Origin of the sequence: Ulvibacterium marinum (genome assembly GCF_003626755.1) — a bacterium.
GTDB classification, from domain to species: Bacteria; Bacteroidota; Bacteroidia; order Flavobacteriales; family Flavobacteriaceae; genus Ulvibacterium; species Ulvibacterium marinum.
In genome coordinates, this window is record NZ_RBCJ01000002.1 from 750,588 (window position 1) to 763,522 (window position 12,935).

Below are 12,935 nucleotides of genomic sequence, written 5' to 3' on the forward strand. Positions count from 1 at the left end.
AGCATGAAGAAGTTTTTTTTGTTTGTGATAACCATTTTGATATGTACTGCTGGTTTTTCCCAGAATTCAGATAAAGCTAAAACTTTGCTGGATGAGGTATATACCAAGGTTAAGGGGTATGGAAATATCTATGTGGATTTTAAATATGTATTGAACAATACCGAAGCTGCCATTAACCAGGAGACCCGGGGCGATGTTACCTTGGAAGGGGACAAATACCTGATCAATTTTATGGGTTCCCAACAATTGTACGATGGCAAAAAAGTATATACCATTGTTCCCGAGAACGAGGAAATTACTATTGAGAACCGAATTGATGATGAAAATACGGTGACTCCCTCAAAAATGCTTACGTTCTACAAACAGGGGCATAACTATGAATGGGACATACTTCAGAATGTACAGGGCAAAAAAATACAATATGTGAAATTAATTCCCATTGACACCAATACAGAGATAAAATCCATCTTACTAGGCATAGATATAGAGACCAAACATATCTATAAATTAATAGAGACGGGCAAAAATGGCACCACCACTACCTTCATTGTTAATTCTTTTAAAACAGATCAGCCATTATCAAAAACCTTATTTACCTTTGATGAGGGCAAATACGAAAACGAGGGATACTACATTATAAGGGAATAATACATTGAGAATTCTAGACGGATATATCTTATCGAGGTTCCTATTCAATTTTTTTAGTTCGTTTGTCATATTGATGTTTATCTTCATTTTTCAGACGATATGGCTCTTTATTGATGATTTTGCAGGGAAAGGCCTAGACTTGGTCATTATAGGCAAGTTTTTCTTCTACATGATGCCCAATCTTACGGAAAAAGTGCTGCCTCTTACCGTTCTTTTGTCTTCCATTTTAACTTTTGGAACTTTTGCCGAGAACTACGAGTTTGCCGCGATGAAGGCTTCCGGTATTTCCCTGCAACGATCCATGTTGAGCCTTGTTGTGTTTATGGTCATACTAGGGGGGGTTACCTTCTACTTTGCCAATAGCGTCATTCCGGCATCGGAACAGAAAATCTACAATATGCGAAGGAATATCGCAAAGGTAAAGCCTGCGGTTGCCATTGCAGAAGGTGTTTTTAGTGATTTTGAAGGAGCGGACATGAATATCAAGGTTGAGAAAAAATTTGGCGAAAACGACAGGTTTCTTGAAAATGTAATCATCCATAAAAAAACAAAGACCAGCGTTAATAATACGGTCATTAAGGCCGAGACCGGAGAACTTAAGAGTAACGAAAATTCTGATATCCTTCAATTGGTACTTAAGGACGGTCATTACTATGAGAATGTAGTCAAAAAGAAAAGTGAAGAAAAACGGAAATATCCCTTTGCTCAGGCTGAATTTGAGACCTATGTTATGAATATTGACCTTTCAGAATTCAATAATGTGGATTTGGAAGAGGATCTCAATACCACTACAGACAAGATGAAGAACGTTTCGCGTTTGATCAAGGACATAGACTCCCTGGAGGAAAACAACCTTCGTATTGTGCAATCGTTTTCCAAAAGTATTTCCAATAGAGTCGGGGCCTTTGTTCCTCTGCAGCCCGTAGATACCAATTTGCATAAATCCAGGGCGAAAAATAGTGTGGACACCCTCGCCCTATCAAAAACGGAAGAACTTCCGAAAACAGTAAATGATTCTATGTATTCCGTTGATATCGTTAGCCTGTTCGAGAATTGGCAGAAAGTTCAATTGATCAACAGCGCAAAGAATAATGCGTCGAATATTTTAAACTCGGTACAGGGTAAGAAAAAGGAATTGCAAAAGCGATATGAAATCTATAACCGTCATATCCTTTCCCTTCATAAAAAATATGCCCTGGCCCTTTCCTGCATTATTTTATTTTTCGTAGGTGCCCCATTAGGGGCCATTATCCGGAAAGGGGGTATTGGACTTCCTATGGTCATAGCCATTATGCTCTTTTTGGTGTATTATTTTATTGGGGTGTTCGCGGATAACTATTCCAAGAAAAACGAAATTCATCCTATATTGGGGGCATGGTTGTCTACCATGATAATGTTACCTTTAAGCATATGGTTGACCAAAAGGGCCACCGCGGATAAGGGACTTATGAATTTTGCCAGTGTTTTGGATAGGGCCAAGGATTTTTTCAAGAAGAAGACCTCAAAACCCAGTACCTCATGATAACGACAATGGAAAAAAATATTCAACTCAATACAATAGAAGAAGCCATTGAAGAAATTCAAAACGGAAAGGTAATTATAGTAGTGGACGATGAAAATCGGGAAAATGAGGGAGATTTCATTGCCGCTGCAGAAATGGTGACCCCAGAGATGATAAATTTTATGGCCCAACACGGCCGTGGACTTATCTGTGCTCCCTTGACCGAGGAACGCTGTGATCGTCTTCAACTGGACATGATGGTGCAGAACAATACCGTACTCCATCAGACCCAGTTTACGGTATCTGTAGATTTGATAGGACATGGCTGTACCACGGGAATTTCGGTCCAGGACCGTGCAAAAACTATTTTAGCCTTGACCGATGAAAACACAAAGCCCCATGACCTGGGTAGGCCTGGGCACATATTTCCTTTACGGTCCAAAAGCGGTGGTGTCCTAAGACGTACCGGACACACGGAAGCGGCCATAGATTTGGCACGTTTGGCCGGTCTAAAACCTGCAGGGATTTTGGTAGAAATATTGAACGAAGACGGTACCATGGCCCGCTTACCAGAATTAATTGGAGTTGCCAAAAAATTTGACCTCAAGATTATCTCAATCGAGGATTTGGTGGCCTATCGCATGCAGCATGATTCCCTAATTGAAAAAAAGGAGGATTTTCAGCTAAAGACCCGTTTTGGGGATTTTAGGCTTAGAGCCTACAAGCAAACTACGAACAATCATGTACATATCGCATTGACCAAAGGGACTTGGAAAGAAGGCGAACCGGTGTTGACACGTATCAACGCGACCTTGGTGAACAGTGACATTTTAGGAACTCTTACGGACAAACCCGAAAAAAAATTGGAGGATATGTTCCATGCCATCAATTCCGAAGGAAAGGGTGCCTTTGTCTTCATCAATCAAGAGTCTCAATCGCTTAACTTAATCAAACGTTTAAGCGAGATGAAGGAACTACAAAAAAAGAATATTTATCAAGCCCCGAGAGTACATATGGATACCAAGGATTTTGGCATTGGGGCCCAAATCTTACATCACTTGGGTATCAGTAAGTTAAGGCTGCTAACAAATTCCGAACACTCTCAACGCCGCGTTGGCATGGTGGGTTATGGTCTCGAAATTGTGGAGTATGTTCCCTATTAAAACTATTTTAGCAGGTCCCTAATAATTTTGGCCATTTTTTTGGCTTTGTCCTGTACCTCACTTTCTGTCCATCCCAGTTTAATAAGGCAAGAAACGTTTCGACCGATCCACTCATCGGACTGCGCAAAATTGGATTTTGAATAATCGGGCAACTGTTCATGAACTTCTTTCGGCAGTTTGCCCAAGGATTTTTTATGAATAAGATGTTCCCATTCGCGATAGTAATGCCAATTATTGTCAAACCAATAAAAACAGCCGTCCACACCTTCTTCGCCCAAAGCTGTATGAACCTTTTTTGCCATCTTTACATTTGGAAGAAAGAAACTCAAAAAAGCATAGCTTTCCTCTCCACCTCGGGGAACACGTCTAAAGCTGATTTCGGGAATACTTTCCAGAGTTTCGCGTAAAATCAAGTAGTTTCTTTTTTGAATGGCCAAAAATTCATCCAACCGTTGAATCTGGGCCAATCCCACAGCCGCGTGAAGTTCCGATATTCGAAAATTATATCCTAAAAAGGGATGCCCCTCTGCTCCCCTATCCTTTCCAATATGATCGTGTCCATGATCGGAATAATGGTCGGCATTTGAATAATACTTCTCATTATTTGTGATGATAGCACCGCCTTCACCACAGGTGATAGTCTTCACATAATCGAACGAAAAACAACCCAAATCCCCATAACTACCCAAAGGTTTTCCTTCAAAAGTACCGCCTATGGCCTGGCAGGCATCTTCCAACAACAAAAGTCTATGGTCTTGGCAAATAGATTTCAAAGCCCTTAAGTCGGCCATAGATCCACACATATGTACAGGCATCACTGCTTTGGTGCTTTTGGTAATGGCTTGCTCTACCGCCTTGGGATCCAAGGTCAAGGTATCGTCTACATTGACCAAAATTGGAACGGCTCCAAGGGCCAAAATGGATTCAAAACTGGCCACAAAAGTAAAAGTAGGCATAATTACCTCGTCCCCAGCCCCTATTCCTGCACTTGCCAAGGCTATGGTAAGGGCAGCGGTACCACTACTCACCACTTGGGCATAGTTCACTTCCATTCGCTCGGCCAAGGCTTTTTCCAACGCTAGGGCTTTCCAATGTCCCTTACGCATTGCATCAAACCCGTAGCGCATTAACACGCCTGAATCCAAAACATCGTTTACTTCCTTTCTTTCCTTATCGCTAAAAAGCTCAAATCCTGGCATATACTAGTTGATGATTGATGGTTGATGGTTGATGGTTGATGAAAATCTAAAATATTTCAATAATACTGTCATCCATCTTTTTTCGAACTTTTTTAAAGCCGGAGAACATATCGTCCTTTGCCCGATACCCTACCGGCAAAACCAATACGGAATTCAGACCCTTTTCAGGAAGCTCCAATAGTTTGTCATAACCTTCTGGATTAAAACCTTCCATGGGACAAGAGTCGATCTTTTCCATGGCACATACAGTCAATAGGTTACCCATGGATAAATATGCTTGATTGATACACCATTGTTGAATTTCCGGAGTCTTTTTCTGTGAAAAATCATCCAAAAGTGCTACCAAATAGGGCTCCAAAACCTCATCAGGAGTATTCCTGATTTTTTTTACTCTTTTAAAATAGTTCTTAATGAAATCTGTATTGATAACACTTTCAATACAAATCACCAATACATGGGACGCCTGGGCTACTTGTTGTTGTCCAAAAGAATGGGATACCAACTGTTTTTGTAGGTCCTTATCCTTCAAAACAACCATTCTAATAGGCTGTAGCCCATAGGAAGTTGCCGTAAGATTGAAAGCTTGTTTTAGTAATTCGACCTTTTCCTGCGAGAGCACTTTCTCATGGTCGAATTTTTTCACGGCATAACGCCATTCAAGATTTTCTATACTGTTAGACATCGTAATATTTAAATTTTCCAATGCGATGGAAAGCTCAACTAATTAAAATGCATTATCCAAAAAACCACAGTTTTATGGACATAGCGATGACCATTATGACCAAAAACGTTTTGATAAAGCCATCTCCTTTTTTCACTGAAATCCTACTGGAAAACCAAGCTCCAGTCCCATTACCGATTGCTAAAATAAGACCCACTTCCCAGTTTACTTTGTCATTGATAACAAATACTATCAAAGCTGCAATCGTATAGATGAGCACCACGGCCACCTTTGTGGCATTGGCCCTCACGAGTGTCATTTGGTTTACATAATGCAAAAATAGGATAATTATAAATCCTAGACCCGCATTGATGAATCCACCGTAAATTCCAAAAAAGAAAAAAGCCAAGATCCCTATCCAAAGATGTTTGCCGGTTATCCTTTCCTGTAGCTCCATCAATTTCATCTTGGGTTTAAAAACGATGATAAGGACAACTATGACCATTATAATGGCCAAAATTCTATTAAAGGTCTCTCCCTTAATGTCCACGGCAATGTAAGCACCAATAATAGCGCCTAATAAAGCGGATAGTCCCAAATACAAATTAAATGGAAAAGTGGAGACTCCCTTACTTTTAAAACCAACGGTAGCAAGGCTGTTTTGAATGACCACGGCAACCCTATTGGTTCCGTTGGCAACACTTGGAGGCAATCCCAAGAAGATCAATACGGGCAACGAGATCAAGGATCCTCCCCCAGCTACTGTATTGATGAATCCCACAGCGAAACCTACAATGACCAATAGTGGATAGTGATACCATTCTTCCATGGATGTAAAAATAGTTCCAAAAATAGAATTTACAGGGATTCGTATTCAAAAAACACGGAAGCGGTAGCAATGCATGTTACTTTTTCTTCAGATGACGTTTAAAGTGAAGGATATAGGTCATATTGAAACCAAAATTTAGATTGGGGTTTCTAAAATTAAAGTTATTCCGTGTCTGGGTTATAAAAGAATCTTCTACCATTCGAACAGCATTGGTCAACATGAATTGAAGCATAACATCACCAATTTCCCAATTTACACCCAAGGCAAAGGGGCCATAGGTATCAAAGGATTCTATGGGATTTGCCGTATAATAGTATTCGGACACTACGGAAACATGATTGCCCAATTTATATCGTCCCCCAAAACCTATAGCAAAATGGCTTTGAGGATCCTCCGGTGAATATTCAAGTCCTCTATGAATAAAAGTAGGGGCTATTTGAAGTGAGAAATTGGAAGAAATCTTCTTGCCTATCAGCAATTGAGACGTAAATGATAGCCTGTTTGAAAAATCATCCTGTATTGATGGGGAAACCAGACCTTCACTAAAATAACTCGACCCCTGAAAAAAGGTCACGCTTACCGGAGAGCCTTCACCATCACTACGTTGTTTGATCAATTTATATTTCAGGTAAGCATCGAACAAACCATCATAGGTAGTTCCGCCAAACCCGACTGAAAGCCGATCGGAAATACCATATTCCAGTGCAATTCTTGAACTTAGACGATCAGCGGCAAAACTTTGGGTTCTATCTGCGGGTGTGTTCCAAAATCGGTTGGCAACAAAAACATCCAGAATTCCTTTTTTTCGGGTTTCTATGGAATGTCCAAAGGCAATTCTGGTGAATTTAAAAGTAGCCTGCGTATATTGGGGAGTATCCTCATATTCCTTGTCGAGTATACCCAGAAGGTCTTGCCCTATTGCAGCCGTCAAAGAGCAGAACCAGACTAAACACAAAACTTTTATTTTAGCTTTCATAAGGCCGATATTCAAATCTAAAATCCACCGAAATTGTTTTCGCAATATTACCTGCTAAAAGTGGAGGTATTTTAATGCTATAGTCCTTAACAAAGGCCTCAAAGGTCCCGGAAACTATATAAGTGCCTTCGATATTCTCTATTTTGGTCTTTATTTCCAATTCCTTGGACACTCCGTGCATAGAAAATGTACCCCTTACCATCCTGGTTTGTTCACCTTCCTGTGAAGGGTCGAAATCCGAAATCTTGCCTTCAAAAGTAGCTTTCGGATAAATATCCGATTCAATATAGCTTTCATTGAAGTGTTCGCGCATCAAGGCTTTTTCAAATACAAAAGCGTTCATAAGCATGCTAACGGCGATATCATGGGTAGATAAATCAATAATACTTAATACTTGATTATTCTCGGCCTTGATATTTTCTACGGAAGTATATGAAAAAAAGGAGACCCTCCCCTGCCGAGCGATAAATTTTTCTTCGGTTGGTTGTTGTCCGTAAAATATGAACAGGAAAAAAAGTGAAATCACTTTATTCATTGGTTTTTCTTTGGGAAATAATACAGTTTAGAAAAATGGCATCTTTTAAAAACCCCTTGAAAACTCCTTTTAACCGTATGGTATCCTTTGGTCTTAAATTTTCAATCCCTATGGTTTGGTCGGTCTGCATATCACATATTACACAAGCGGATTCATTGGCACCGCCTTCCAATAATATGGTAATCCTATTATTTATACTATTGATTTCTTTTATGGTGCCTTCTATTTCAACAATTTTTTCCGGTTCAAGATAATAATCGTTCTCTTTTTCAAAATGTGAAATAAGCGTTTCAGCATTCAAATGGAGCTCAGGTTCAGCATACAAAATGTTCACATCTTCTGAATCATACATTCTCCATAGCAAAAAGATACTTCCTAGAAAAGCTGTGAGGATCAATAGTCCAATAAATTTACCCAATCTTTTCAATATGAATGCTATAGATTATCATGCAATTACAAATACTTCTATTCCCGATACAAATTTAAAAGTAAAACCTAGGGTTTCGTTTGGAAACCCTAGGTTCAAAACTAACAAAAAAACATAATCTCCTTTTTCAATCTATTATCGTTAGGGTTCCTGTCATGGGACTGTGGAACTCGCAGTTGTAGAACAAAGTATCCGGCGCATCGTTTGGAATGGTGAATGTTACGGTTCCCGATGCCTCGCCGTTGTTGGTCACCCCATCATTGTACGCATTTCCCGTACCGGTACTTTGAACACTCTTGATGATGAACGGATGGCCGGGAGCATCAACATTAAATTCATAGGTTTCCCCTCTTTTTAAGGTCAAATCAGGGTTTACGGCATTATCCAAACCCTCACCGGAAAGGATATAAGCAGATGCCGCTTGATTGGTAACCTCATAGACCTTACTGCCACCTCCTGCATCCGGTGCGGCTTCCGTATCTGGGTTAAGAATAGGCCAAACACCCGCCACTGGGAAGCCTACGCCAAAGTTGTCGCCCCGTTGGGCATCCTGCCCAAAATAGTAGAGCGGCCATCCTTTATACGTGAGCTGTTGCCTCCCAAAAACATCGATAGAACCAAAATCGGACTCATCCAAAATACTCGGGATATTCTGTAAATTTTCCTCAAATATGGGCCATACCCCGTTATTGGAGAAGTCGTCCGCCGTAAAATTGTTCACCCCATTGGTGTCATTGACAAACCGGTACAAAGTGTTGCCCTCGGCATCGGTCATATAGAACGTTTGTGCATCTCCCGGTTCATAGGTGTCCGTAAGGTTGGTCTCGATTCCACCGGAATCCCTACCTACCAATTGGGCCTGGGTCATCATAATCGAGTAATCGGGTTTGGCCACGTACCAAACATCACCTACACCATCTCCATTTACATCACCGGCAACACCATCATTCGCGAAAAGATAAAGTGGCCAACCCTTGTACGTAGTCTGCATTTCCCCATCACTTCGCGTTATGGTATTAAAATCGTCCGCATCAAGCCCGTTATCAAGGGTAAGATCCGCTTCATAAAATATGGGCCAAGCATCAACACACCCATCAATACAATTGGAATCACCTGTGCTATCAAGCGAAAAGAAGTAAAGGGAAAAACCTTCGGAATTAGTCAAGATATTTCCGAAAGTAGCATCATTCTGCAATCTTACCGCATTAGGTTCAGCTTCTGGGGCGGTCTCGGTATCGAGATTAAGTATGGGCCAAACACCCGCTACCGGGAAACCTACACCAAAGTTATCGCCTCGCTGTCCATCCTGCCCGAAATAGTAGAGCGGCCATCCTTTATAGGTAAGCTGCTGCCTGCCAAAAACATCGATAGAACCAAAATCCGATTCATCCAAAATACTGGGGATATTCTGCAAAGTTTCCTCAAATATGGGCCATACCGCATCGTTGGAGAAGTCATCATTTGTGAAGTTGTTCACCCCATTGGTGTCATTGACAAACCGGTACAAGGTATTGCCCTCGGCATCGGTCATGTAGAACGTCTGTGCATCGCCTGGTTCATAGGTATCAGTTAAGTTGGTCTCATTTCCACCGGAATCCCTGCCCACCAATTGTGCCTGGGTCATCATAATCGAGTAATCGGGTTTGGCCACGTACCAAACATCATTAACACCATCACCATTTACATCACTTGTAGAGGCATCATTTGCAAACAAATAAAGGGGCCAGCCCTTATAAGTGGTCTGCATTTCGCCATCGCTTCGGGTTATGGCACCAAAATCTGCTGCGTCAAGCCCGTTATCAAGGGTAAGGTCCGCTTCATAAAATATGGGCCAAGAACCCACACAACCATCAACACAATTGGAATCGCCCTTGCTATCCAACGAAAAGAAATAGAGCGAAAAGCCATCTTCATTGGTCAGGATATTACCAAAAGTGGCATCATTCCGCAGTTGAACCGTGCTAACTTCCGGAGGCGGGGGGCCATCATCTCCAGGGTCGTTATCCGTTGGATCGTTATCATCGCTACTACAACCTAGCAGTGCCAAAAATGTCAGGGATACTAAAAAGAACTTTTTCATTTCAATCATTTTAAAATTAATGTCATATCAAAGCAACTATTTATCAATGCCTTATACCACAAAATGTGGGTCAAAGGGAATAATGGATCGTAAAAGGGAATAAAACGCCATAAACAAACGGGGCGTTTCCCTGCTATATTTATATAATGGTATCCACATGTTGTCCTTATCCCGTTTTGGTAAGTCCAACAAGGGAACTGTGAAACAGGGCTTCCCCCCTATTTTCTGAACACTTGCACCATGGATGCACATAATTCTTCATATTAATTCTTTCCCCTTTTTGAGGATAGCCCAATGCTGTTAAGGTGTTCAATGCCGTGGAAAGCTCATTGGCCCTTACGAAATTGAACACTACCAAGGAATCGAAGGGATAGAGATAGACATTGGTAATGTTCTCAATTTTTAGCAGCTCTATCTTTATCTTTCCAGAACACCTTGTACAAAATGAATTTTGCACTTCAATTTTCGCCATACCTGATTTCATATCCGTTCGTATTAGTTAAAAAACCCTTGAAAGGTTGAATCCAAAGAAAATATCCCCGTTGCCCCAATCTCCGGTAGCCTGACCTAAAAAGGTATTGGTATTCATAGGTTGGGCATTGGTAAAGTGTAATTGAAATACATGGCCCCCGGTTTCCAGATCAAACCCAATGGAAAGTGGATTTTTGAAAGGCGAATTGGCCGCCCTGTTCAGGTGTAGACCATAATCAATGTTAATAGACCACCTTTTTGTCAATTTATGCCTTCCCCCAATGCCAATGGTGTATTGTGAATTTTCCTGTCCATTAAAAGCCACAAGATTATCATGGAAAAACGTAGGAGCTAATTGCAAGGAGAGATTCTTGTTCAGTTTTCTGGAGATCAGGGCCTGCGTGGAATAGCTCAACCTATGCTCAAACTTCAGACCAGGCAAAATCTCTTCCTCCAAAGCAGTGTTCATTAATACACTGTTAAATACAACTACGGTAAAGGGAGACCCTCCCCTTCCTTGTCTCACAAGCCTTAACTTTAATGAGCCCTCGTAGGTTTTTTGAAAGGAGCTTCGTGAAATACCTATGTTTATACCGTCCGAGATTCCATAGATGAAATTGAGTCGGGTAACGGCCTGATCCAATCCAAAGAAATCCTCTATCCCTGTTTTCACTGATCCAAACCTATGGGATACCACAAAAAAAAGTTGTTTTTTGGAAACCATTTTTGTGGATTCAAAGTTTACAATTTTCAAGCCCTTAAAAGCGGCTATTTCATATTCATCCTCAGTGGAGATGTTATCTATTTCATCCAAGAGATCATCTTCCTGTGCCAAGGCAAAAAATGGTATCAATATGATTAGAATACTCAACTTTCTCATTTCTAACATGGTTTTTTTAGTGATTGTTAGTTATTATGTATCAGGGTGGCCTGATCAATTTTAACCAGTTCCAGAAGATCGTCATAACCTACACATCTTCCCTTTATGGTAACTTGGTCCGCTATGGATAAATCGTTCGGAGCATCCATGATAAAACCGGCCTGTACTTTATCATCGATAACTATGGCATTCTGCTCAATGACCGTAATTTTTCCGTGTATTTGTACCACCTGATCCACATACTTTGGCATTTTATCCTCCTTACCAAAATCCATATGTATTTGTGCAGCGGATATAGTATAGGCAACCCGTTCCGTAGCAATATCCCTATGACTTTTATAGATGTAGTTATACATGGAGATTGCAAGAATTAGCAAAACCAATACACCGGCCAATACGACATACAATTTTTTACCCTTCATTTTTTTGCCAGCTTAAAATCCAGTTTCACAAGAACTTCCTTAGCAATTTTATTCCGGACTATCTTGGGTATTTCAATAGCAAAATCACCCGGAGTAACTATGAACTCCCCAGTAATGGAAATGATATCCCCTATTTTCTGTATTTTCAATACGGTATGTATCTCTTTTTGCTCTCCGCGTACCTCAAGTATACCCTCAACCGGAACCTCTGTTACATTTTCATCGAGTTCAACCGCATTTAAGTCGATTAAATTACCCTTGAACTTGGCCTTTGGATAGATATCGGATTCTATGTAATTTTCATTGAAGTGTTCCTCCATCAATGAGTTTTTGAAATGGAAACCCTTTATGAGGGCCAAAGAGGCAATCTGTTTTGTCTCCGTGCTCAAAATAGCGGTAACCGATTCGTTGGTCGCTTTCACCTCTTCAAAAAGCTGTTCGGAGGCTTCAAAAATTACGATTCCGTTTTTATCGATGTACTTTTCCTGTGCCCAGAGTGAAGCGATTGCTCCATGTACAAGAACAAGAATTAGTAATGACAATCTGATGTTTACACTTTTCATGATAATATCCCTTTACTGTGTCCTATTGTTCCAAAAAACCTTCGTCTATCCATTGGTCTATCAAATCAATAGTGGTTTGGGGTAACCTGCCACCGGGTGGCATGGCACCTGCTTCCCCGGCCTGCTTGTTAATAGCCCTGGACAAGGAACCATTTTCCGCACGGGCGCTAACTTGTTGAAAATTCGTCAGGGAAAAGGGCGCACCATTCCGTGTGGGGTCGGAATGGCAGTTCAGGCAGTTACTGCCAATGATCGCCCTAATATTTGAGTTATAGGTCACAGGCCCACCAGGTTCTTCCATTTCCGTTAAATCATCTTCGCTATCACTTGTACAGGCGATAAGTGTAAGAGCCAATAGGGGCAGCAAAAATTTTACGTTCCTTTTCATAATTCTCAATTTTAGGTTATTAAATCGCTTGATCAAAAATTTAGGATTCACCCCACGGACTTTGCCAATTTTGATTTCCTAAACTTTGTTCAAAGCAACTACTTGCCAGTAGTTTTTGAAGACAAAACCTTTCTGAAAGGGAAGAATGAGGTTTAATAGGGAAAAATAGACCTTAAAAGGAATTGGATAAAA

Annotated in this window: 15 protein-coding genes; 3 read left to right on the plus strand and 12 right to left on the minus strand. The window is 40.8% G+C overall.

Translation table 11 applies throughout. The features are described 5' to 3' along the window. The first annotated feature begins 3 nt into the window (after window positions 1-3). Genes D7Z94_RS10435 through ribB form a run of 3 tightly spaced genes read left to right on the plus strand, consistent with a single transcriptional unit; the run spans window position 4 to window position 3,312 of the window. Window positions 4-648 carry a LolA family protein gene (locus D7Z94_RS10435; RefSeq protein WP_120711499.1) on the plus strand — a complete coding sequence of 215 codons (645 nt, stop codon included), beginning with the start codon at window positions 4-6 and terminating at the stop codon, window positions 646-648. A 4-nt stretch (window positions 649-652) separates the two neighbouring features. Then, window positions 653-2,170: an LptF/LptG family permease gene (locus D7Z94_RS10440; protein ID WP_120711500.1), complete on the plus strand. Its 1,518-nt coding sequence runs from the start codon at window positions 653-655 to the stop codon at window positions 2,168-2,170. Further along, window positions 2,167-3,312, plus strand: coding sequence for a 3,4-dihydroxy-2-butanone-4-phosphate synthase (gene ribB, locus D7Z94_RS10445; protein ID WP_120711501.1), 1,146 nt, complete (start codon window positions 2,167-2,169; stop codon window positions 3,310-3,312). Before D7Z94_RS10440 ends, ribB begins: the two co-directional genes overlap by 4 nt. A 2-nt stretch (window positions 3,313-3,314) precedes the next feature. On the opposite strand, the gene D7Z94_RS10450 is transcribed toward ribB, so the two are convergent. The 12 genes from D7Z94_RS10450 to D7Z94_RS10505 form a co-directional block, all read right to left on the minus strand. Further along, entirely contained in the window at window positions 3,315-4,511 is a 1,197-nt protein-coding gene (locus D7Z94_RS10450) for a DegT/DnrJ/EryC1/StrS family aminotransferase (protein WP_120711502.1), read from the minus strand. 46 nt (window positions 4,512-4,557) lie between these two features. After that, a complete protein-coding gene (locus D7Z94_RS10455; protein ID WP_120711503.1) occupies window positions 4,558-5,193 on the minus strand; it encodes an NAD(P)H-dependent oxidoreductase in 636 nt (211 codons plus the stop codon). A 52-nt stretch (window positions 5,194-5,245) separates the two neighbouring features. Next, window positions 5,246-6,001 (minus strand): sulfite exporter TauE/SafE family protein, encoded by a 756-nt coding sequence (locus D7Z94_RS10460; RefSeq protein ID WP_120711504.1) that lies wholly within the window; start codon window positions 5,999-6,001, stop codon window positions 5,246-5,248. A gap of 76 nt (window positions 6,002-6,077) precedes the next feature. Then, window positions 6,078-6,977 carry a DUF5777 family beta-barrel protein gene (locus D7Z94_RS10465; RefSeq protein ID WP_120711505.1) on the minus strand — a complete coding sequence of 300 codons (900 nt, stop codon included), beginning with the start codon at window positions 6,975-6,977 and terminating at the stop codon, window positions 6,078-6,080. Next, a complete protein-coding gene (locus D7Z94_RS10470; protein WP_120711506.1) occupies window positions 6,967-7,512 on the minus strand; it encodes a YceI family protein in 546 nt (181 codons plus the stop codon). Before D7Z94_RS10470 ends, D7Z94_RS10465 begins: the two co-directional genes overlap by 11 nt. Beyond that, complete coding sequence (locus tag D7Z94_RS10475; RefSeq protein WP_147415869.1) at window positions 7,505-7,930, minus strand: OB-fold protein; 426 nt, start codon at window positions 7,928-7,930, stop codon at window positions 7,505-7,507. Before D7Z94_RS10475 ends, D7Z94_RS10470 begins: the two co-directional genes overlap by 8 nt. A gap of 136 nt (window positions 7,931-8,066) precedes the next feature. Continuing rightward, window positions 8,067-10,019 carry a hypothetical protein gene (locus D7Z94_RS10480; RefSeq protein WP_147415870.1) on the minus strand — a complete coding sequence of 651 codons (1,953 nt, stop codon included), beginning with the start codon at window positions 10,017-10,019 and terminating at the stop codon, window positions 8,067-8,069. Between the two features lie 166 nt (window positions 10,020-10,185). Continuing rightward, complete coding sequence (locus D7Z94_RS10485; RefSeq protein ID WP_120711509.1) at window positions 10,186-10,503, minus strand: hypothetical protein; 318 nt, start codon at window positions 10,501-10,503, stop codon at window positions 10,186-10,188. Window positions 10,504-10,518: 15 nt separating this feature from the next. Next, window positions 10,519-11,370, minus strand: coding sequence for a DUF5777 family beta-barrel protein (locus D7Z94_RS10490; protein WP_120711510.1), 852 nt, complete (start codon window positions 11,368-11,370; stop codon window positions 10,519-10,521). 26 nt (window positions 11,371-11,396) lie between these two features. Continuing rightward, on the minus strand, window positions 11,397-11,792 hold the full coding sequence (locus tag D7Z94_RS10495; protein ID WP_120711511.1) for a hypothetical protein: 396 nt from the start codon (window positions 11,790-11,792) through the stop codon (window positions 11,397-11,399). Continuing rightward, the gene (locus D7Z94_RS10500; RefSeq protein ID WP_245967179.1) at window positions 11,789-12,355 is read right to left on the minus strand and encodes a YceI family protein; all 567 of its coding nucleotides are present in this window, start codon (window positions 12,353-12,355) and stop codon (window positions 11,789-11,791) included. The genes D7Z94_RS10495 and D7Z94_RS10500 overlap by 4 nt, the downstream gene beginning before the upstream one ends. 22 nt (window positions 12,356-12,377) lie before the next feature. Continuing rightward, window positions 12,378-12,743 carry a hypothetical protein gene (locus D7Z94_RS10505; RefSeq protein ID WP_120711512.1) on the minus strand — a complete coding sequence of 122 codons (366 nt, stop codon included), beginning with the start codon at window positions 12,741-12,743 and terminating at the stop codon, window positions 12,378-12,380. Window positions 12,744-12,935 lie beyond the last annotated feature (192 nt).

Coding starts and splice junctions, on each gene's coding strand:
- D7Z94_RS10470 (WP_120711506.1), bottom strand. CDS start 7,512: ATGAATAAAGTGATTTCACTTTTTTTCCTGTTCATATTTTACGGACAA.
- D7Z94_RS10480 (WP_147415870.1), bottom strand. CDS start 10,019: ATGAAAAAGTTCTTTTTAGTATCCCTGACATTTTTGGCACTGCTAGGT.
- D7Z94_RS10490 (WP_120711510.1), bottom strand. CDS start 11,370: ATGAGAAAGTTGAGTATTCTAATCATATTGATACCATTTTTTGCCTTG.
- D7Z94_RS10465 (WP_120711505.1), bottom strand. CDS start 6,977: ATGAAAGCTAAAATAAAAGTTTTGTGTTTAGTCTGGTTCTGCTCTTTG.
- D7Z94_RS10460 (WP_120711504.1), bottom strand. CDS start 6,001: ATGGAAGAATGGTATCACTATCCACTATTGGTCATTGTAGGTTTCGCT.
- D7Z94_RS10435 (WP_120711499.1), top strand. CDS start 4: ATGAAGAAGTTTTTTTTGTTTGTGATAACCATTTTGATATGTACTGCT.
- D7Z94_RS10505 (WP_120711512.1), bottom strand. CDS start 12,743: ATGAAAAGGAACGTAAAATTTTTGCTGCCCCTATTGGCTCTTACACTT.
- D7Z94_RS10495 (WP_120711511.1), bottom strand. CDS start 11,792: ATGAAGGGTAAAAAATTGTATGTCGTATTGGCCGGTGTATTGGTTTTG.
- ribB (WP_120711501.1), top strand. CDS start 2,167: ATGATAACGACAATGGAAAAAAATATTCAACTCAATACAATAGAAGAA.
- D7Z94_RS10500 (WP_245967179.1), bottom strand. CDS start 12,355: ATGAAAAGTGTAAACATCAGATTGTCATTACTAATTCTTGTTCTTGTA.
- D7Z94_RS10450 (WP_120711502.1), bottom strand. CDS start 4,511: ATGCCAGGATTTGAGCTTTTTAGCGATAAGGAAAGAAAGGAAGTAAAC.
- D7Z94_RS10455 (WP_120711503.1), bottom strand. CDS start 5,193: ATGTCTAACAGTATAGAAAATCTTGAATGGCGTTATGCCGTGAAAAAA.
- D7Z94_RS10485 (WP_120711509.1), bottom strand. CDS start 10,503: ATGAAATCAGGTATGGCGAAAATTGAAGTGCAAAATTCATTTTGTACA.